Source organism: Roseateles sp. (genome assembly GCF_047654785.1).
GTDB lineage: Bacteria > Pseudomonadota > Gammaproteobacteria > Burkholderiales > Burkholderiaceae_C > Pelomonas.
The window spans coordinates 225,538-243,799 of the sequence record NZ_JASGKQ010000001.1; the positions used below are offsets into that span (position 1 = coordinate 225,538).

Annotated in this window: 19 protein-coding genes; 7 read left to right on the forward strand and 12 right to left on the reverse strand. The window is 73.5% G+C overall.

Annotation, left to right across the window (positions count from 1 at the left end):
* Positions 1-69: 69 nt before the first annotated feature.
* Positions 70-747, reverse strand: coding sequence for an FFLEELY motif protein (locus tag QM788_RS01060; RefSeq protein ID WP_415659632.1), 678 nt, complete (start codon positions 745-747; stop codon positions 70-72).
* A 36-nt stretch (positions 748-783) separates the two neighbouring features.
* Here QM788_RS01060 and QM788_RS01065 point away from each other — a divergent pair, with 36 nt between their 5' ends.
* Positions 784-1,650, forward strand: a complete 867-nt coding sequence (locus QM788_RS01065; protein ID WP_415659633.1) for an esterase/lipase family protein — start codon at positions 784-786, stop codon at positions 1,648-1,650.
* On the opposite strand, the gene hppD is transcribed toward QM788_RS01065, so the two are convergent.
* Positions 1,608-2,741, reverse strand: coding sequence for a 4-hydroxyphenylpyruvate dioxygenase (gene hppD / locus QM788_RS01070; protein WP_415659634.1), 1,134 nt, complete (start codon positions 2,739-2,741; stop codon positions 1,608-1,610). The genes QM788_RS01065 and hppD overlap by 43 nt on opposite strands.
* Positions 2,742-2,870: 129 nt before the next feature.
* A complete protein-coding gene (locus QM788_RS01075) occupies positions 2,871-3,647 on the reverse strand; it encodes a substrate-binding periplasmic protein (protein WP_415659635.1) in 777 nt (258 codons plus the stop codon).
* 74 nt (positions 3,648-3,721) lie between these two features.
* On the opposite strand from QM788_RS01075, the gene QM788_RS01080 reads away from it, so the two are divergent.
* Positions 3,722-4,204 carry an Lrp/AsnC family transcriptional regulator gene (locus tag QM788_RS01080; protein ID WP_415659636.1) on the forward strand — a complete coding sequence of 161 codons (483 nt, stop codon included), beginning with the start codon at positions 3,722-3,724 and terminating at the stop codon, positions 4,202-4,204.
* 6 nt (positions 4,205-4,210) lie between these two features.
* Here QM788_RS01080 and QM788_RS01085 read toward each other — a convergent pair whose 3' ends face one another.
* From QM788_RS01085 to QM788_RS01115, 7 genes are all read right to left on the reverse strand, one after another.
* Positions 4,211-5,053, reverse strand: coding sequence for an HDOD domain-containing protein (locus QM788_RS01085; protein ID WP_415659637.1), 843 nt, complete (start codon positions 5,051-5,053; stop codon positions 4,211-4,213).
* 68 nt (positions 5,054-5,121) lie between these two features.
* Entirely contained in the window at positions 5,122-5,334 is a 213-nt protein-coding gene (locus QM788_RS01090) for a hypothetical protein (protein WP_415659638.1), read from the reverse strand.
* Between the two features lie 75 nt (positions 5,335-5,409).
* Positions 5,410-5,601, reverse strand: a complete 192-nt coding sequence (locus tag QM788_RS01095) for a hypothetical protein (RefSeq protein ID WP_415659639.1) — start codon at positions 5,599-5,601, stop codon at positions 5,410-5,412.
* A gap of 212 nt (positions 5,602-5,813) precedes the next feature.
* The gene (locus QM788_RS01100) at positions 5,814-6,410 is read right to left on the reverse strand and encodes a hypothetical protein (RefSeq protein WP_415659640.1); all 597 of its coding nucleotides are present in this window, start codon (positions 6,408-6,410) and stop codon (positions 5,814-5,816) included.
* 116 nt (positions 6,411-6,526) lie between these two features.
* The gene (locus QM788_RS01105; protein WP_415659641.1) at positions 6,527-7,894 is read right to left on the reverse strand and encodes a CHASE3 domain-containing protein; all 1,368 of its coding nucleotides are present in this window, start codon (positions 7,892-7,894) and stop codon (positions 6,527-6,529) included.
* Positions 7,895-7,904: 10 nt separating this feature from the next.
* A complete protein-coding gene (locus tag QM788_RS01110; protein ID WP_415659642.1) occupies positions 7,905-8,315 on the reverse strand; it encodes a response regulator in 411 nt (136 codons plus the stop codon).
* A 140-nt stretch (positions 8,316-8,455) separates the two neighbouring features.
* The gene (locus QM788_RS01115) at positions 8,456-8,779 is read right to left on the reverse strand and encodes a BON domain-containing protein (protein WP_415659643.1); all 324 of its coding nucleotides are present in this window, start codon (positions 8,777-8,779) and stop codon (positions 8,456-8,458) included.
* Between the two features lie 193 nt (positions 8,780-8,972).
* Here QM788_RS01115 and QM788_RS01120 point away from each other — a divergent pair, with 193 nt between their 5' ends.
* The 3 genes from QM788_RS01120 to QM788_RS01130 all read left to right on the forward strand — a co-directional run bounded on the left by QM788_RS01120 (position 8,973) and on the right by QM788_RS01130 (position 11,839).
* Positions 8,973-9,623 (forward strand): response regulator, encoded by a 651-nt coding sequence (locus tag QM788_RS01120; RefSeq protein WP_415659644.1) that lies wholly within the window; start codon positions 8,973-8,975, stop codon positions 9,621-9,623.
* A 210-nt stretch (positions 9,624-9,833) separates the two neighbouring features.
* On the forward strand, positions 9,834-10,823 hold the full coding sequence (locus tag QM788_RS01125) for a hypothetical protein (RefSeq protein WP_415659645.1): 990 nt from the start codon (positions 9,834-9,836) through the stop codon (positions 10,821-10,823).
* The gene (locus QM788_RS01130) at positions 10,820-11,839 is read left to right on the forward strand and encodes a hypothetical protein (RefSeq protein ID WP_415659646.1); all 1,020 of its coding nucleotides are present in this window, start codon (positions 10,820-10,822) and stop codon (positions 11,837-11,839) included. The genes QM788_RS01125 and QM788_RS01130 overlap by 4 nt, the downstream gene beginning before the upstream one ends.
* An 18-nt stretch (positions 11,840-11,857) precedes the next feature.
* On the opposite strand, the gene QM788_RS01135 is transcribed toward QM788_RS01130, so the two are convergent.
* A complete protein-coding gene (locus QM788_RS01135; RefSeq protein WP_415659647.1) occupies positions 11,858-13,000 on the reverse strand; it encodes a GGDEF domain-containing protein in 1,143 nt (380 codons plus the stop codon).
* Positions 13,001-13,064: 64 nt separating this feature from the next.
* Positions 13,065-13,547, reverse strand: coding sequence for a CreA family protein (locus tag QM788_RS01140; protein ID WP_415659648.1), 483 nt, complete (start codon positions 13,545-13,547; stop codon positions 13,065-13,067).
* A 132-nt stretch (positions 13,548-13,679) separates the two neighbouring features.
* On the opposite strand from QM788_RS01140, the gene QM788_RS01145 reads away from it, so the two are divergent.
* Together QM788_RS01145 and QM788_RS01150 are read left to right on the forward strand one after the other, a co-directional pair.
* Positions 13,680-14,768, forward strand: coding sequence for an efflux RND transporter periplasmic adaptor subunit (locus QM788_RS01145; protein WP_415659649.1), 1,089 nt, complete (start codon positions 13,680-13,682; stop codon positions 14,766-14,768).
* Between the two features lie 21 nt (positions 14,769-14,789).
* Positions 14,790-17,873 carry an efflux RND transporter permease subunit gene (locus QM788_RS01150; RefSeq protein ID WP_415659650.1) on the forward strand — a complete coding sequence of 1,028 codons (3,084 nt, stop codon included), beginning with the start codon at positions 14,790-14,792 and terminating at the stop codon, positions 17,871-17,873.
* Positions 17,874-18,262 lie beyond the last annotated feature (389 nt).

Here is an 18,262-nt window from a genome sequence, read left to right on the forward strand (position 1 = left end):
GCGGGGCCGGCGGCCCGGGCCAGGGGAGTTGCCCTACGTCGCCGCAGCGACAGGCCGTGGCCGTGGGCGTCAGCCGCCGTCGAAGAGCGTGCGCGCCAGCGCCTCCTCGCGCTGCTTGACGGTGGCGAGGAACTCGCCGGCGCCGCGCATCGCCTTGAAGGTGTCGAAGCCGCTTTCGAGGAAGTGCTGCAGCGCGCCCAGCCCGGCCGCCTGCGCGGGGCCGCGCATCAGCTTCAGCGCCTGGCGCAGCAGCGGCTTGCGGGTCAGCCGGTCCAGCGAGCCGCCGACGGCCAGGGTCAGGTCGATCTGCTGCTGCCGGGCGGCCGGCTCGCCGCAGGCGCGCCAGGCGGCGGCGTAGCCGTCGGGCGTGACGCCGGGCGAGGGCAGCTGCTCGGCCATGCGCGTGTCCAGCCGCTCGGACAGCGCATGCAGCCGCGCCAGCCTGGCGACGGTGTCCACCACCTCGGCGGGGAACAGCCGGGTGAGCGTCGGGATGACGCGGGCGAACTGCGCGTCGCGCTGGCGGTAGTCGCCGGGGCCGTACAGCTCGTCCAGGAAGAAGTGCGCCGCGGCCTCGTAGCGCGGGTGGGCGAGCAGGTCGGCATAGGTCTGCGCGAAGCGCTGCTGCTGGTAGGCCTTGAGCGCGTGGACGCGCCCGGCCAGCGCCGGGTCGGCCGCGCGGCGCGCGCGTTCGGCATCGACGGCGCGCAGCTCGTTCAGCAGGGATTCGGCAGGCAGCGGGTCCATGGGCGCGCCGGATTTTGCCCCGCATAGACTGGGGCGATGAACGGGACGCTCCAAAGGATCTGGATGCTGCTGCGGCTGGCGGTGGCGCTGTGGGTGGGCTGGCGCTTCGGCTGGGGCTGGGGGTTGCTGACGCTGGGCCTGCACGCGGCCGTGCTGGCGCTGGGCTTCGCGCGGCTGCGCTGGGTGAACCGCGGCGCGGCGCGGCCCGGTTGGGGGCAGCTGTTTTCCGCCTGGTGGCGCGAGGTGCTGGACAGCGAGCGGGTGATGTCGTGGCGCCAGCCGTGGCGGGAAGGGGCGGAGCCCGACTTCCTGCCCGCCGGGGCGCCGGCCGCCGTGCTGCTGGTGCATGGCTTCACCTGCAACCGCGGCTTCTGGAACGGCTGGATGAAGCGGCTGCGCGCGCAGGGCGTGGCCTTCGTCGCGCCGTCGCTGGAGCCGGCGTTCGGCAGCATCGACGCCTATGCCGACCAGGTGGAGGCCGGCGTGCGCCGGCTGCAGGCGCTGACCGGCCGGCCGCCGGTGCTGTGCGCGCACAGCATGGGCGGCCTGGCGGTGCGGGCCTGGTGGCGCAAGTTCGGGGCGGCGCATGCGGCGCCGCCGCGCGTCATCACGCTGGGCTCGCCGCACGGCGGCACGCGCATGGCGCTGCTGGGGCTGGGGGCCAACGCGCGGCAGATGCGGCTGGGCAGCCCGTGGGTCACCGGGCTGGCCGCGGTGGCCGACGTGGACTGCTTCTGGACGCCGTGCGACCAGATCGTCAACCCGGCCGAGACGGCCATCCTGCCGGGCTCGCGCGCCCACCGCGTGGACGGCCTGGGCCACATGGGCCTGCTGCGCGCGCCCGCAGTCTGGCAGTGCCTTCAGGAGGCCTTGGCGTCGGCCAGCACGCCGCGGCGGATCTGATCCAGCTCGATGCTCTCGAACAGCGCCTTGAAGTTGCCCTCGCCGAAGCCCTCGTTGCCCTTGCGCTGGATCAGCTCGAAGAAGATCGGGCCGATCACTTCCTTCGTGAAGATCTGCAGCAGCAGTTCGTCGTCCGCGCCCATGTGCGTGGCGCCGTCGATCAGGATGCGCAGGCGGCGCAGCTCGGCGACGTTCTCGCCGTGGCCGGGCAGGCGCTTGTCGATCAGGTCGAAGTAGGTGTCGATGGTGTCCTGGAACGCCACGCCGCCGTGCTTCATGCCCTCGACCGTGCCGTAGATGTCGGTCGTGCCCAGCGCCACGTGCTGGATGCCCTCGCCGTGGTACAGGTCCAGGTACTCGGCGATCTGGCTCTTGTCGTCGCTGCTCTCGTTGATCGGGATGCGGATCTTGCCGCAGGGGCTGGTCATGGCCTTGCTCTTCAGGCCGGTCAGCTTGCCCTCGATGTCGAAGTAGCGCACCTCGCGGAAGTTGAAGAAGCGCTCGTAGAACTCCGACCACTCCTTCATGCGGCCGCGGAACACGTTGTGCGTCAGGTGGTCGATCTCGGTCAGGCCGTGGCCGGCCGGGTTGGGCTCGACCGGCTGGCCCTGCGCGTCCAGCAGCGGCACGAAGTCCACGTCGTAGATGCTGATGTTGCCGATCGCGCCGGCTTTGGCGCCGCCCTTGCCCTGCCAGCGGTCGACGAAGTAGATCAGCGAGTCGCCGATGCCCTTGATGGCCGGGATGTTCAGCTCCATCGGGCCGGCCTTGTTGTCGAAGCCCCAGGCGCCCAGCTCGAGCGCGCGCCGGTAGGCGAACGCGGCGTCCTGCACGCGGAAGGCGATCGCGCAGATCGACGGCCCGTGCAGCCGCGCGAAGCGCTGCGCGAACGAGTCCGTCTCCGCGTTGATGATGAAGTTCACGCCGCCCTGGCGGTACAGCGTCACGTCCTTGTGGCGGTGCCGGGCCACGGCGGTGAAGCCCATGGTCTGGAACAGCTGGCCGAGCGCGGCCGGGTCGGGCGCGGCGAACTCGATGAACTCGAAACCCTCGGTGCCCATGGGGTTGTCCCAGGGGATGAATTTGGCCATGACTGCCTCGCGTCGGATTGCTGGAGAAGCCCGGAATTCTGCGGCGGGAGGCGCGCAGGATTCATGCAAAAGAGGGCGCCAGAACCCCGTTGGACGCAGGATTCCTGCGCCGCCGGCCGCATTCGCGCTTCAAGGCTGCGTCCAGTCCTGCAGGCCGTAGGCCGCCATGATGGCTTTCAGCCGGCCGCTGCGGCGCAGCCGGCCCATGCCGTCGGTGAACAGCCGCGCGTACTCCTGTGCCTTCGGGTGGCGCGGCGAGATCGCCATGTAGGCATAGGTGGGCGCCTCGCAGCCCGCCACGCGCGCGGCCAGCGCGGGCTGCTGCCGGGTCGCATGGGCCACCAGGTTCTCCTCTTCGATGAAGGCGTCCATGCGGCCCAGCTGCAGCCGGCGCAGCATGCGCTCGGTCAGGCCTTCGCCGGTGTGGACCTCGAAGCGCCGGGGCGTGGCCTTGATCACCGCGTCCAGCCCCGGGCCGTAGGCGTAGTCGCGGATGACGCCGATCCGCCCCAGCCCGGCCAGGCTGGCCGGGCCGTGGTAGGTCCAGCGGCTGTCGGCCGGCACGAAGACGCAGTAGCGGTTGCGCGAGATCGGCGCCGCGGGGAAGACGAAGTCCGGCGCCTCCTCGTGGAAGGTGGACGGCGTGGCCGTGTACAGGCCGGCGCGCACGTCCAGCAGCGCGCGGCTGTAGTTCTGGTTGACCAGGCGAACCGTGTGCCCGGCGGCGGTGAAGATCTCGCGCACGATGTCCACCGTGAAGCCCTCCTGCGCCGCGCCGGCCTTGCAGCTGAACGGGCACCAGTACTCCGGCGATGCGAGCACGATCTCGTCCGCCGCCACGGGGCGGGCGGCCGGCAGCAGGCTGAGCAGGCCCAGGCACGAGGCCAGGACGGATCGGGCGGTCATGGGCAAGGCGGCAGGGAGCGGGCGACGGGGACTGTAGGCGCGGCCGCCGGTGGGGAGGCGGCACAATTTCGCGGATGGAAGTGTCCCCCGAACTCGACGCCATCGACCGCCGCATCCTGCGGGCGCTGCAGCAGGACGCCCGGCTGACCTACGAGGCGCTGGCCGCGCAGGCGGGGCTGTCGGCCAGCGCCGCGCTGCGCCGCGTGCACCGGCTGGAGGAGGCCGGCATCATCGGCGCCTACGTGGTGCTGGTGCCGCCCGAGCGGGTCGGGCTGCACCTGACGGCCTACATCAATGTGCGGCTGGAGAAGCAGGCCGACAACAGCCAGCGCAACCCGCGCGAGCTGTTCCGCGCCGCCGTGCAGGCCTGGCCCGAGGTCGTGGAGTGCGCCGCGCTGACCGGCGAGATGGACTACCTGCTGCGCGTGCTGGTGCAGGACATGCAGCACTACGCCCGCTTCATCGACGACACGCTGCTCAAGCACCCCTGCGTGAAGGACTGCAAGACCAGCTTCGTGCTGGAGCGCTTGAAGAACACCACCGCGATGCCGGTGTGAGCCCGCTCAATCGAAGTCGCGCAGCAGCTTCAGCGTGTGCTCCGGGCTCAGGTTGAGCAGCGCGGCGATGTCGTGCAGGTCGCCCTGCACGGCGCTGTCGTCCCAGCCGCGGGCGGTGTGCCGCGCCAGCCGCACGGCCAGCGACACGCAGCGCACCTGCGGGTCGCGGGCGTGCCGGTCGTCGGTGATGCGGGCCAGCAGCTCGGGCAGCTGCCAGCGCCTCATCAGCGCCTGCTCCAGCTCGGCCAGCGTGATGCCCAGCACCTGCCGCTGCGCCGCGGCGCAGCGCAGGCCGCGGTCGGCGTCCTGCAGCGCGGCGATGCGCAGCGCCAGCGCGGGCGCATGCACCCATAGCAGCATCTCGGCGAAGTCGTGCAGCAGCGCGGCGCCGTGCAGCAGCGCCGCGTCGGGGTCGGCGCGGTGCGCGGCGAAGCCCAGTGCGTAGCGCGAGGCCCGCTCGGCGCGCTGCAGGACACGCGACAGGCCCAGCAGCGCCTCGTCCTCGCCGGCCAGCGCCTCCTCCAGCGTCGGCTGCGGGCCGAAGGCGCGGAAGAACGGCGGGATGCCCATCAGCACCAGCGCCGCCGTCACCGTCTCCGGCGCGCCGTGCAGGCCGTCGCTGCGGCCGCGCTGCAGCGCGTTGGCGTGCGCCAGCACCTTCAGCGTCATCAGCGGGTCGGCGGCGATCAGCTCGCCCAGGCTGTGGGCGTCCACGTCGTCCTCGCCGGCGCGCAGGTAGGCCAGCGACTCGGCCGTCTCGGCCAGCACGGGGATTTCGGCGTCCGCGAGCGCGTCGACCCAGGCGTCCAGGCTGGGCGGCGGGGTGGTCAGGCGCGGGCGGTGGGGCATGGTGGCCGGATGCTAGGCGCGGGCGGGGCCGCCCGCTCGCCGCAGGCGACCCCTTTTTGCGGCCCAGTTCACGGCCTGCGCACGCCGGGCAGCGCCCCTTCGGGCGCGCCCGCCTCGGCGTAGAGCGCCAGTTGCGGGAGGTCGCCGCGGCGGGCGGGCCAGAGCCGGCGCCGGACGGCGCGCGCCGCGCGTTCGAGGCGGACCTCGAGGCGGCGCCAGCGGCGGGCCCAGGCGTCGTGGGTCTCGGCGGCGTCGGGGCCGCGCAGTTCCATCCATCTCATGAGGGTCTCCTTGCTGGCGCCGGGCCGGCCCTCATGGCATGGGACATGGCGGAGGGCCGGGGCGGTGCGGGTCTGTCAGGGGCTGTCGCCGGGGAAGCGGTCGCGCAGCAGGCGGCGCAGCTCCTGGCGTGCCTGCTGGCGTTGCGCCTGGGCGTCGTGCGGGCTGCGGTGGCGGCCGGCCTGGCGCTGCAGGGCGGGCGCCACGAGCGGGTTGCGCGGCTTGCGCTGCGGGATCTGCAGGGGGCGCGGGGCGGTGAACTGGGGCATGGCGTGCTTTCGGTCGGCAATGCAGCGGCCTGGCCCGGGGCGGGCCGGCGGTTGCGGTGGGGAGGGGCCGCCCGGGCGGGCGGTCAGGGGCTGCGGCGCACGGGCTGGCATGCCGCAACTTGCGCAAATGATAAACAAACGTTTCTCATGCGCAAGCGATTTTTATCAACGACCCTCAATTCGTAGGGGGTGCGCCGCAGCCGGGCGGCCGGTCAGCGCTTCTTGGGCTTCAGCGGCGCGACGCCGGATTGCAGCTGGCGCCATGCGTCCAGCTCGGCCTGCGGGCTGGCGGCGGCGGGCCGGGCCGGCGGCGGTGGTGCGGGCTCGGGCGCCAGCACCTCGCCGAGCAGGTCCAGCAGCCGGGTGCGGGCGCGCTGCGGGTGGCGGCGGTAGTAGGTCAGCACCAGGCCGACGATGAAGCGCTCGTCGTCGTCCTGCGGCAGGTTGTCGCTGCCCCCCGCCGGCGAGTGCGCAGCCGGCCCGCCGGGCTGGCCCGGCATGGACATCGGCTCCTGCCGGGCTTGGGACGGCCCGGCGCCCGCCTGGACGTGTTCCAGATCCAGCCAGCCCGGCGGCTTGTGGCAGAGCTGCTCGAACTGCCGCGCCAGCCGTTCGCCGATCTGGCGCGAGCGGCCCTTGATCTGGCTCCAGTAGCTGGGCTGGATCTGCAGGCGCTCGGCGAAGCGCCGCTCCAGGCCGCGCAGGGCGGCGGCATCGGGGTGTTTGACGGTCGCGCTGACGAACTCTTCGAACAGCCGCATCGCGTTGTCCAGTCGGATCTGCGCGACGTCGCGGGGGGCGCTGGGCATGGGGCGCGATGATAAATGCGTGCTGCCCGCCGCCCTCGGCGCGTCGGGACCTGGCCTCGCGGCAGGCGATGCGTGGCGGCGCGGTGACCGGCCTCGCCCAGCCCGTGAGCAGATCCTCAGCCCGCCTCGGCCCGGGCGGCCGGCAGGCGGGCCAGCACCAGCGTGCCGCGACCCGGCGCGGACAGCAGCTGCAGCGTGCCGCCCAGGCTCTCGATGCGGTAGCGCATGCCGAGCAGCCCGTGGTGGCCGGCGCCGACGGCGTCGGGCTTGAAGCCCTGGCCGTCGTCGCGGATGTGCAGCTGCAGCCAGCCGTCGGCCTCGGCCAGCGACACGCGCACATGCTTGGCCTTGGCGTGGCGCAGCACATTGGTCAGCGCCTCCTGCACCAGGCGGTACAGCGCCAGCTTGCCGTTCTCGTCGGTGGCCACGTCGGCCAGCTCCAGGCTGAGCTGCAGGCCGGAGCGCTGCGAGAACTCCTGCGTCAGGATCTCCAGCGCCGGCACCAGCCCCAGGTTGGACAGCGCCGAGGGGCGCAGGTCCTCGATGATGCGGCGCTTCAGCGCGATGCCCTGGTCCAGCAGCTCGCTCATGTGGCCGAGGCGCTCGCCGATGTCGGGCACGGCCTTCGTCATGCGGCGGATGCGGGCCACGTCCAGCTTGGCGGCCGTCAGCAGCGCGCCGAGCTCGTCGTGCAGCTCGCGGGCCAGGTGGGCGCGCTCGTCCTCGCGCACGGACTGCAGGTGGCGGGCCAGTTCGGTCAGCTCGGCGGTGCGGCGGGCCACCTCGCGGTCCAGGCGGTCGCGCTCCAGCGCCAGTTCCTGCGCATGCTCGCGGCGGGAGCGGTGCAGCGCCTCGTTGCGGTGCAGGAACACGGCCAGGCCGAACAGGCTCAGCAGCGTGAGGCCGTGCACGCCGAGGCGGCCGTAGGTCAGCGAGCGCGTCACGGCCTCGCGCTCGCGGGCGATCTGGGCCAGCTCGTGCCGGTCGAGCTGGGCGACGGCGTCGCGCACGGCCTGCATCTTCTCGCGGCCGATGTCGGACTCCACCAGCCCCTGCCACGCCGGCTCATTGCCCTCGCGGTAGAGCTGGACGACGAGCAGCAGCTCCGAGAGCTTCTCGTTGGCGCGCCGGGTGGCGTCGGCCACCAGCGCCTCCCATTCGGAACTTTCGTACTGGCCGCGCAGGCGCTTGAGCACCTCGGGCAGGTCGCGCTCGGCCTGTTGCACCGGGGCCAGGTAGTCGGCGCGGCCGGTCAGCAGGAAGCCGCGCTGCGCGGTCTCGGCGTTGGTCAGCAGCTCGCGCAGGCGCAGGCTGTCGTCGCGGGCGGCGTGGCGGGCGGCGGCCTGGTTGAGCGCCTGGTCGGCGCCGCGGAAGGCGGCCTCGCTGACGCCCATGACGGCCGCGGCCGCCAGCGCCGCGCAGGCCACCGCGAGGCCGCGGTTGCGCGTGGCGCCCTCCAGCCAGGGGTCGAGGTGGCGCAGCACGGCCGGCCGTTCAGCGCGCGGTGGTGGCCGGGCCGGCATCGACGTCGTCGGCCAGTTCGGCGCAGTAGGTGATCAGGTCGTCGAGCTCGCGGCTCTTGTCGAACACGCGCTCGGCGCCGAGGCTGGCGCAGCGGCGGCGCATTTCCTCGGTCGCGTAGTTGGTGAGCACCACGCGGCGCGCGCGCACGCCCAGCTGCTGGGCGGCCTGCAGCACGCCCAGGCCGGTGCCGGCGCGCAGGAACACGTCGACGATGAAGAGGTCGGCGCCGCCCGCCGGGTCCCGGCTCATCCAGCGCACCGCGCCGGCCTCGTCCGGCACGGACCCCACCACCTCCACCTGGGCCAGCTCCTCCAGCGTGGCGGCCAGGTTCTCCAGGATCACCGGGCTGTCTTCGACGATGAAGGCTTTGAGTGCGGGCATGGCCGGGGGCGGCGATGGCGGAAAGGGCTGCGGGAGGGGCGGAGTATGGATGGCCCGGGCGGGTGCCCGGCGCGGCGGCGGCGTGGCGGACCGTGGCAATTGTCCCGGTCCGGGCGCCGCCGGGCGCCGGACCGAGCCGGTCAGGGACGGATGGAGATGTCGTTGCGCACGGCCACGACGCCCGAGGTCTCGCGCGCCAGCTTGCCGGCCATGGCCTTTTCCTCGTTGCTCTTGGCGAAGCCGGACAGCTGGACCGTGCCCTTCATCGTCTCCACGCTGATGGCCATGGCGCTGACCTTGGGGTCGGCGGCGAACTTGGACTTGACGCGGGCGGTCAGCGTGGCGTCGTCGATGTAGGCGCCGACGGTTTCCTGCTTGCGGGCGACGGCGCAGCCGCTGGTGCCGGCCAGCGTGGCGACGAGGGCGGCGGCGAGGGCCAGGGTCAGGACGGGCTTGTTCAGCATTTGCAATCTCCTTGGGGTGGGCGGCTCGCGGGCCGCTGGGAGCCACTATCGCGGCGCGCCGGGGGCCGGGCGCATAGTCCCGCAGCGCGGCGCCTTGTCGGACACCGCCGGCACCGTTGTAGGACAAGCGCCGCTGGAGGGCGCCGCTGCGGGCTGCTACGCTGCCCGGGCCCCGACCCACCCAGGCCCCACCATGATCCGTATCGGCATCGTCGACGACCACGCCATCGTGCGCTCCGGACTGCGCCAGTTCCTGTCCGAACACGTCGACCTGCGCATCACCGGCGAAGGCGGCAGCGGTCACGAGGCGCTGGAAATGGCCCGGCGCGGCGACGTGGACGTGCTGCTGCTGGACATCTCCATGCCCGACCAGAGCGGCGTGGACGCGCTGGCCGCCATCAAGGCGCGCTTTCCGGAGCTGCCGGTGCTGATCCTCAGCGGCTTCCCCGAGGCGCACTACGCCACGACGCTGCTGCGCCAGGGCGCCGCCGGCTACCTGAACAAGGAGTGCGACCCCGAGGAGATCGCCAACGCGATCCGGCTGGTCGCGCGCGGGCGGCGCTACATCAGCCCGGCGGTGGCGGAGCAACTGGCCGACAGCGTGGTCGGCGGCGGCGCGGCCGGCGTGGTGGCCGACAAGCTGCCGCACGAGGCGCTGTCCGAGCGCGAGTTCCAGGTCTTCCTGCGCCTGGCCCAGGGCGAGACCGTGGGCCACATCGCCGAGGCGCTGTTCCTCAGCGTCAAGACCGTCAGCACCTACCGCACCCGCGTGCTGGACAAGCTCAAGCTCGCCACCAACAGCGACCTGACCTACTACGCGCTGAAGAACGGGCTGATCCAGTAATCCCCCAGGGGGCGGCCTGCGGGCACCGGCCACAATCCGGCCTGGCTTTCGGGGGGATCTGGATGGAGTACGGCACGGGCCGCAGGCCTGGCGGCGCTGCTGGCTTGCGCGGGACCGGCGGGCGCGGTCGAGAAGCCGGCCGTCCAGCGGAGCGTCGCGCCACCTGCGGCGGCCTCGGCGGCGCCCGCCCCGGTGTTGGACGAGGCGGCGATGGCCGAGTTCAACCACGTGTTCAAGACCTACGCGGCGCCCCGCTTCACGGTGCTGCCCGAGGACGAGCTGGCGCCCGACGTCCGGGCGGCCGCGCAGGCGATGCAGGCCGAGCACCTGCCGCGCATGCGGGCGCTGATGGAGCGCTGGATGCGCGAGGAACTGCAGCAGCCCCGTCCGGAGCGGGCGCTGCAGCGTGTGGTGGCGCGCCTGGCCAACGAATTCGCGCTGTGGGGGCGGGACAGCACCGGGCCGGCCCAGGATGCGGCGTTCGCCCAGGCCTTGCAGACGCCGGGCATGTGCCGCCCCGCAGGCGGGACGGCGAGTGAACTGGTCATGCGCCTGGCCCGGCTGCGCGGGCTGGCGCCGGACGTGCAGCGGGCGGCGGTCCAGGCCGAGGCCGAACTGCTGGCGCGGTGGGGCCAGCCGCGCGCGGTCAGCGAGGCCGAGCCGCTGGCCGCCGAGGACGCGCTGCTGCAACTGCGGGCGACCGGGCAGGCGCCCGCGGTGCCGCTGCCGCCCGCTCTGGCCCTGGAGTATCTGGGCGACGGCGACGAGGCCCGCCGCGACCCGCTGCTGGCCACGCCGATGCTGCGCTGCGCGATGCACCAGTGGGCCGGCGCCGATCCGGCCCAGTTCCGCGCCGCGATGGCGATGCAGGCGGCCGACGTGCTCTGGGCCGACCGCCGCCAGGCCGCTGCCCCGGCCGGCGACGACAGCCCCTATCCCCGTCTGGCCCAGTTTCTGGACATCCGCGGCCGCGTCACCGTGATGGCCGAGGTGGACGGCGCTGGCCGCGTGCTGCGGGTCCAGGTGGTCCGGCGCGCCGTGGAGGTGCCGGGCGTGCGCGATGCACGGCCGTTCGCGCACGAAGCCGTGCTGGAACTGGCGACCCTGGCCCGGGCGCGGGAGATGACGGACTGGTCGGCCGCCGCCCGGTCCGGTGTGGTCACCCAGGTGGAGCGTGAGTTCGACTGGAGTCTGAAATGACAGCGATCCGCATGGCGTGGAGGCGTCTGACGCTGGCGGGCCTGCTGGCGGTGGCGCAGGCCGGGGCCGCGGCGCAAGCGGTGCAGCCGGCGCGGCTGGCCGATGTGATCGAGGACCGGACGGCCATGGCGCTGCTCTGGGGCGATTGGGGTGAACTGGAGCGGCTCTATGCCGCCGCCCGCGAGGACATGCAGCGGTCCGGGGAGGGCTGGCTGGCGATCTGCCTCTTCGGCGCCGGGGCGGACCGCGACTACCGGGACAGTTCGCAGGCCTACCACGACGCCCGCCTGGCGAGCACGCTCGACTGGGCGCGCCGCCGGCCGGATTCCCCGCTGGCCCATGCGATGCACCTGGATGCGCTCGTGGACCGTGCCTGGTTCTATCGCGGCGGCGGTTTTGCGAACACGGTGTCGGAACAGCGCTTTGCAGAGTTCCGCGCCAAGCTGAACGAGGCGCTGGCCTATGCGCAGGCCAACGCGGCGGTCATGACGCGGGACAACTACTACGTCCGCCCGATGATGACGCTGCTGCGCGGCCTGGGCGTGCCCATCCGGCAGCAACTGGACATGGCGCGCAAGAGCATGCGCGGCGAGGCGGCGGACGAATGCCTCTACAACCGCACCATCGACAGCCTGCTGCCCAAATGGGGCGGCGATGCGCAGCAACTGGAACGTTGGATCCGGGAGTCCATGAAGGGGTTGCCCGGCGACGAGGCGCTGATGCGCTACACCCGGCTCTACGACGTCGCCGCGACCGGGGGTTATGAGCAGGGGCTGTTCGGCGACAGCCTGGCGCGCTGGCCCCTGATGCGCGATGGCCTGAAGCAGTGGATCGCCCGGTCGCCGAACAGCCGTTACTGGCGGAACCGGCTGGCCTACTTCGCCTGCATGGCCCAGGACCGCGAGACGGCCGTGCCGGCGCTGGAGGCCATCGAGGGCCGCGTCAGTCCCGGCGACTGGGGCGCCACCGGTCAGCGCAACCACCTGGCCTGCAAGCGCTGGGCGCTGCAAGGCTGACGTGGCGCCCGCGGCGGCTCAGTCCGCCGCGCCCGGCTCCGCCATCAGCAAGCCCTTGCCGGCGCGGCGGGCCTCGTACAGCGCGGTTTCGGCGCGGCGCTGCAGGTCGGGCAGGCCGCGGTCGCCGGGGCGCAGCCGGGCCCAGCCGGCGCTGAACGACAGCGCCGGGCCCAGCTCGCCGGGCGCGCGCTCGGCGAGCGCGGCGCGCAGCCGCGCGTCCAGCGCCCGCGGGCCGTCCGGCAGGCAGCGTGCCATCAGCACGCCGAAGCGCTCGCCGCCCAGCCGGCCGGCCAGGTCGCCCAGCCGCATCTGCGCCTGCATGCAGCTGCCGAACAGCGCCAGCGCGCGCTCGGCGACGTCCACGCCGTGCTCGGCCTGCAGCGTGTCGAAGTCGTCCAGCTCCAGCACCAGCAGGACCAGCGGCTCGTCGAAGCGGCGCGCCATCGAGAACAGCTCCAGCGAGCGCGTGGCGAAGGCGGCGCGGTCGGTCAGGCCGGTGAGGGCGTCGGTGTGGGCCAGGCAGGCCAGGTCGGCCTCGGCCTGGCCGCGCCAGGCCAGCAGCAGCATCGGCAGCGCGAGCAGCAGCGCGAGCTGGCCGGCCAGCGCCAGCAGCAGGTCGGGCCAGGCGGCCGGGTGGTGCAGCAGCGTGGCGGCGGCGCGGGCCAGCAGCGCGGCCGCCAGCGGCAGCACGGCCGCGAGGCCGAGCAGCCGCCAGCGCCGGGTGGTGAGGCCCTGCAGCACGGTGCTGCGCTGGGGCCGCGTCAGCGCCACGCCCAGCCAGGCCAGCTGGGCGGCGAGCACGGCGTCGGCCAGCGCCTGGGCGGCGGCGCGGTCGGCGTGCAGCAGCGCGTGGGCCGCGCCCAGCAGCACCGGCACGGCGGCCATCGCGCGGCGGCCCGGGCGCGGCGTGAGCCACAGGCCGAAGGCCCACCACAGCGCGGACAGCCCGCCGCTCATCAGCGCCACGCCCAGGCTGCGCAGCCCGTGCGGTGCGGTGGCGGGGCCGAGCAGCGCCAGGCCCAGCGCCAGCGCGATCACGCCGGCCTGCGCCCAGCGGCCGCCCGCGCTGGCGCCGCGCCAGCCGACCAGGGTGATCAGCACCAGCGCCGCCGCCAGCGCCTGCAGGGGCAGCAGCGCGAACAGCGCGTCGGCGAAGCTCACCGGCGCCCCCCTCGGCGTCCCGCCAGGCGGGTGCGGGCGGGCTGGGCGCGGCGCGGCGCGGCGCTCATTTCCTGACGGGGATGGGGGCCTCGCCGCCGACCGGGACCGCGGTGATGCTGTTCTGCGGCGAGCCGTCGATGAGGCGGTCGGAGTAGGTCAGGTAGACCAGCGTGCGGCGCTGCGCGTCCACCATGCGGACGATGCGCAGCCGCTTGAACACCAGCGAGATGCGCTCGTTGAACACCTCCTCCTGCGCCGGCAGCGGCTGCGGGATGGTGATGGGGCCGACCTGCCGGCAGGCGATGGAGGCCTCGGCCTTGTCCTCCGCCAGCCCGAGGGCGCCCTTGATGCCGCCGGTCTTGGCGCGCGACACGTAGCAGGCCACGCCGGGCACCTTGGGGTCGTCGTAGGCCTCGACGACGATCTTGTGGTCGGGGCCGATGAGCTTGAACGCGGTGTCCACCGCGCCGATGGCCTCGGCGCGGGCCGGGGCCGACGCGGCCAGCAGGGTGCAGAAGAGGGCGAGGGCGGGGGCGGCGTGTTTCATCGGGCCAGTCTAGGGCCAATGGCGGCTTGCTACAGTGCGCGGCCACCCCGGCGGGCGGGCGCCGGGCCCGGTGCCGATGGCCCCGCCCCTGCTTCCCGCCCACCTCCTGCGCCGCGGCCCGCCGCCCTTGCGATGAACACGAAATACCTGCCCGCCTTCCCGATCCTGGCGCTGTGCGCCGCGCTGCTGCTGGCCCGGCAACCGGCCGGGGCGGCGGACCAGGCCGGCGCGGCGTCCGCGCCGCGGCCCGCGCTGACGGTGGCGCCGGTGCAGGCGCGCAGCGAGCACTGGCCGCGGACGCTGGCCGCCAACGGCAGCCTGGCCGCGTGGCGCGAGGTGCAGGTGGGCACCGAGGCCAGTGGCCAGCGCGTGCAGCGCGTGGCGGTGGACGTCGGCCAGCGCGTGAAGAAGGGCCAGCTGCTGGCCCAGCTCGCGTCGGAGGGCCTGGCCGCCGAGCTGGCCGCCAGCCGGGCCGCGCTGCTGGAGGCGCAGGCCGCCGCGCAGGACGCCGCCGCCACCGCCGCGCGGCTGAGCGGGCTGACGGACGCCGTCAGTGCCCAGCAGATCGAGCAGGCCCAGGCCGCCGACGCCACCGCACGCGCCCGCGTGGCCGCCGCGCAGGCGCGCGTGAAGGCGGACGAGCTGCGCCTGTCGTACACCCGGGTCGTCGCGCCGGTGGACGGCGTGGTCGCCACCAAGGACGCCGTCGAGGGCGGCCTGCCACAGCCCGGCCAGACGCTGTTCACGCTGATCCGCGACGGCCGCGTCGAGTGGCGCGCCGAGGTGCCGGGCGCCGAGCTGGGCGCCATCGCGCCGGGCCAGAAGGTGCGCATCACGCCGGCCGGCAGCAGCGCCGCGCTGGACGGCCGCGTGCGGCTGGTGGCGCCCACGGTGGACCCGGCCAGCCGCATGGGCCGCGTGCTGGTGGACGTGCCGGCGCACCCGGGCGCGCGCGCTGGCATGTTCGCGCGCGGCGAGTTCGTGCTGGGCGAGGCGGCGGTGCTGACGCTGCCGCAGGGCGCGCTGCTGCTGCGCGACGGATTCGCCTACGTGTTCCGCATCGAGGGCGGCAAGGTGCGCCAGGCCAAGGTGCAGGCGGGCCGCCGCCAGGGCGACCGCGTCGAGATCCAGGCCGGGCTGAAGGCCGGCGAGCCGGTCGTCGCGCAGGGCGTGGGCTTTTTGTCGGACGGCGACACGGTGCGCGTCGTGGCCGCGAAGTAAGCCGGCGAGGGCCAGCCCATCATGTTCAATTTCTCCGCCTGGGCCATCCGCCAGCCCATTCCCGCGCTGCTGCTGTTCGTCATGCTGACGGCGGCCGGCCTGCTGGGCTTCAAGGCCATGAAGGTCCAGCAGTTCCCCGACATCGAGCTGCCCACCGTGCTGGTCACCGCCAGCCTGCCCGGCACCGCGCCGGCGCAGATGGAGACCGAGGTGGCGCGCAAGGTCGAGAACGCCATCGCCACCGTGCAGGGGCTGAAGAACCTCTACACCAAGGTGCAGGACGGCACGGCCGTCATCACCGCCGAGTTCCGGCTGGAAAAGCCCGTGCAGGAGGCGCTGGACGACGTGCGCAGCGCCGTGCAGGGCGTGCGCGCCGACCTGCCCGCGGACCTGCGCGACCCGGTCATCGCCAAGATGAACCTCAGCGGCTCGCCGATCCTGACCTACACGGTCGCCTCCAGCGGCATGGACGACGAGGCGCTGTCCTGGTTCATCGACAACCAGGTCGCCCGGCGCATGCTGGCCGTGCGCGGCGTGGGCTCGGTGGCGCGCGTGGGCGGCGTCTCGCGCGAGGTGCGCGTGGAGCTGGACCCGGCGCGGCTGCTGGCGCTGAACGCCAGCGCGGCCGAGGTGTCGCGCCAGCTGCGCCAGGTGCAGCAGGAGGCGCCGGGCGGCCGCGCCAACCTGGGCGGCGCCGAGCAGAGCGTGCGCACCATCGCCACGGTGGGCAGCGCGCAGGAGCTGGCGGCGCTGGAGATCGCGCTGGCCGACGGCCGCCGCGTGCGGCTGGACCAGCTCGCCGCCATCAGCGACACGACGGCCGAGCGCCGCGCCGGCGCGCTGCTGAACGGCCAGCCGGTGGTGGGCTTCGAGATCACGCGCACCCGCGGCGCCGGCGAGGTGGACGTGGCCGAGGGCGTGCGCGCGGCCGTCGAGGAGCTGAAGGCCGCGCACCCCGACATCACCGTCACCGAGGCCTTCAACTTCGTGGACCCGGTGGTGGAGAACTTCGACGGCAGCATGTCGCTGCTGCTGGAGGGCGCCGTGCTGGCGGTGCTGGTGGTGTGGTTCTTCCTGCGCGACTGGCGCGCCACCTTCGTCAGCGCGGTGGCGCTGCCGCTGTCGGCCATCCCGACCTTCGCCGTCATGCACTGGATGGGCTTCACGCTCAACGTGGTGACGCTGCTGTCGCTGTCGCTGGTGATCGGCATCCTGGTGGACGATGCCATCGTCGAGATCGAGAACATCATGCGCCACCTCACCGGCGGCAAGAGCCCCATCGACGCGGCGCGCGAGGCGGCCGACGAGATCGGCCTGGCCGTCATCGCCACCACCTTCACGCTGATCGCGGTGTTCCTGCCGACCGCCTTCATGGCCGGCGTGCCGGGCAAGTTCTTCGTGCAGTTCGGCTGGACGGCGGCGATCGCGGTGTTCTTCAGCCTGGTCGTCGCACGGCTGCTGACGCCCATGATGGCCGCCTACATCCTGAAGAAGCCCAGCCACGACCCCGGCGAGCCGTTCTGGATGGCGCGCTACCTGCGCGTGGTGCGCTGGTGCCTGACGCACCGCGGCAAGACCCTGGCCGCCACCGCCGCGTTCGCGCTGGCCAGCTGCTCGCCGCTGTTCGCCGGCAAGATCGCCGGCGCCTTCATCCCGCCGGACGATCTGAGCCAGACGCAGGTGTCCATCCAGCTCGAACCCGGCAGCACCTATGCCGACACGCTGAAGGTGGCCGTGGCCGCGCGCGACGCGGTGGCCCGCAACCCGCATGTGAAGATGGTCTACACGGCGGTGGGCGGCGGCGCGGCGGGCTCGGACCCGTTCGCGCTGGGCGGCGCGCCCGAGGCCCGCAAGGCCACGCTGACGATCAACCTGACGCCGCGCGGCGAGCGCAAGGGCACGAGCAAGCAGGACATCGAGCGCGAGCTGCGCGCGGCGGTGGAAACCATTCCCGGCGCGCGCTTCACGGTCGCGTTCGGCGGTTCGTCCGAGAAGTACGTGCTGGTGCTGGCCGGCGAGGACGGCGACGCGCTGCAGGCGCATGCCGCCAAGGTGGAGCGCGAGCTGCGCGGCCTGGCCGGCATCGGCCAGGTGACCAGCAGCTCGGCGCTGCAGCGGCCCGAGCTGATCGTGAAGCCCGACAGCGCGCGCGCGGCGGACCTGGGCGTGACCACCGCGGCCATCGCCGAGACGCTGCGCATCGCCACGGCGGGCGACTACGACCAGTTCTTGCCCAAGCTCAACCTCGCGCAGCGCCAGGTGCCCATCGTCGTCAAGCTGCCCGAGGGCGCGCGCGCCGACCTGGCGCTGCTGCGCCAGCTCAGCGTGCCGGGCACGCGCGGCCCGGTGCCGCTGGAGCAGGTGGCCGAGCTGCGGCTGGGCACCGGTCCGGCGCAGATCGACCGCTACAACCGCGCCCGCAACGTCAACTTCGAGATCGAGCTGAACGGCCAGGCGCTGGGCGACGTGCAGCAGCGCGTCGCGGCGCTGCCCTCCGTCGCCAAGCTGCCGCCGGGCATCCTGAAGACCGAGGTGGGCGACGCCGAGGCCTTCGCCGAGCTGAGCGAGAGCTTCCTGCTCGCGATGGGCACGGGCGTGGCCTGCATCTACGTCGTGCTGGTGCTGCTGTTCCACGCCTGGGTGCAGCCGGTCACGATCCTGGGGGCGCTGGTGCTGTCGATCCCGGGCGCGATCCTGGCGCTGTTCGTGACCGGCACCGACCTGTCCATGCCGGCCATGATCGGCATGATCATGCTGATGGGCATCGCCACGAAGAACTCCATCCTGCTGGTGGAGTACGCCATCATGGCCGAGCGCGAGCAGGGCCTGACGCGGCTGGAGGCGCTGCTGGACGCCTGCCACAAGCGGGCGCGGCCCATCGTCATGACCACGCTGGCGATGGGCGCGGGCATGCTGCCCATCGCGCTGGGCTTCGGCACCGACCCGTCGTTCCGCGCGCCGATGGCGATCGTCGTCATCGGCGGGCTGATCACGTCGACCTTCCTGAGCCTGCTGGTCATCCCGGTGGTGTTCACGCTGGTGGACGACATGATCCGCAGGCTGACGCCGAGGCGTTGGCGGCGTGGCGAGGTGCCGGTGGCTTGAGACCCGGCAGGGTGGGCGGGGCCTTGCGTGATGGGCCCCTTGTCTTGCCTTGTCGGGTTGCGGTTGGGGCTGTGGCTGCTTTTGCGGGGAGCCTTTCGACCCGGTGCACCGCGCCGGGAATCCGCCCCGGCGGGCGGGTAACTTTCTTCTGTCGGCGCCAGAAGAAAGTCACCAAAGAAGAGGTGCTGAACCGCACGCGAGTGGAAGCCCGCCGTGAGCCTCTTCGAAAACACGCGCTCTGATCCAGGCAAGAAGCGACCCGCTGCGCTCTCGCCGCTGTCCCTATGACGAGCCCGAGCCTGCCACCATCGGCCCGGCCAACGTCGGCTGCACGCCGAACTCACGAGTCGAAATGCAAGCGTCGCTGGGGCGACGCGTCGGCGCGGCTG

Bases quoted from the DNA above. Each gene is read 5' to 3' on its own strand.
- QM788_RS01110 (WP_415659642.1), bottom strand. From the start codon at position 8,315: ATGCCCGCACTCAAAGCCTTCATCGTCGAAGACAGCCCGGTGATCCTG.
- QM788_RS01140 (WP_415659648.1), bottom strand. From the start codon at position 13,547: ATGAAACACGCCGCCCCCGCCCTCGCCCTCTTCTGCACCCTGCTGGCC.
- QM788_RS01100 (WP_415659640.1), bottom strand. From the start codon at position 6,410: ATGCCCAGCGCCCCCCGCGACGTCGCGCAGATCCGACTGGACAACGCG.
- QM788_RS01115 (WP_415659643.1), bottom strand. From the start codon at position 8,779: ATGCTGAACAAGCCCGTCCTGACCCTGGCCCTCGCCGCCGCCCTCGTC.
- QM788_RS01130 (WP_415659646.1), top strand. From the start codon at position 10,820: ATGACAGCGATCCGCATGGCGTGGAGGCGTCTGACGCTGGCGGGCCTG.
- QM788_RS01065 (WP_415659633.1), top strand. From the start codon at position 784: ATGAACGGGACGCTCCAAAGGATCTGGATGCTGCTGCGGCTGGCGGTG.
- QM788_RS01095 (WP_415659639.1), bottom strand. From the start codon at position 5,601: ATGCCCCAGTTCACCGCCCCGCGCCCCCTGCAGATCCCGCAGCGCAAG.
- QM788_RS01060 (WP_415659632.1), bottom strand. From the start codon at position 747: ATGGACCCGCTGCCTGCCGAATCCCTGCTGAACGAGCTGCGCGCCGTC.
- QM788_RS01075 (WP_415659635.1), bottom strand. From the start codon at position 3,647: ATGACCGCCCGATCCGTCCTGGCCTCGTGCCTGGGCCTGCTCAGCCTG.
- QM788_RS01085 (WP_415659637.1), bottom strand. From the start codon at position 5,053: ATGCCCCACCGCCCGCGCCTGACCACCCCGCCGCCCAGCCTGGACGCC.
- QM788_RS01150 (WP_415659650.1), top strand. From the start codon at position 14,790: ATGTTCAATTTCTCCGCCTGGGCCATCCGCCAGCCCATTCCCGCGCTG.
- QM788_RS01120 (WP_415659644.1), top strand. From the start codon at position 8,973: ATGATCCGTATCGGCATCGTCGACGACCACGCCATCGTGCGCTCCGGA.
- QM788_RS01080 (WP_415659636.1), top strand. From the start codon at position 3,722: ATGGAAGTGTCCCCCGAACTCGACGCCATCGACCGCCGCATCCTGCGG.
- QM788_RS01090 (WP_415659638.1), bottom strand. From the start codon at position 5,334: ATGAGATGGATGGAACTGCGCGGCCCCGACGCCGCCGAGACCCACGAC.
- QM788_RS01145 (WP_415659649.1), top strand. From the start codon at position 13,680: ATGAACACGAAATACCTGCCCGCCTTCCCGATCCTGGCGCTGTGCGCC.
- QM788_RS01125 (WP_415659645.1), top strand. From the start codon at position 9,834: ATGGCCGAGTTCAACCACGTGTTCAAGACCTACGCGGCGCCCCGCTTC.
- hppD (WP_415659634.1), bottom strand. From the start codon at position 2,741: ATGGCCAAATTCATCCCCTGGGACAACCCCATGGGCACCGAGGGTTTC.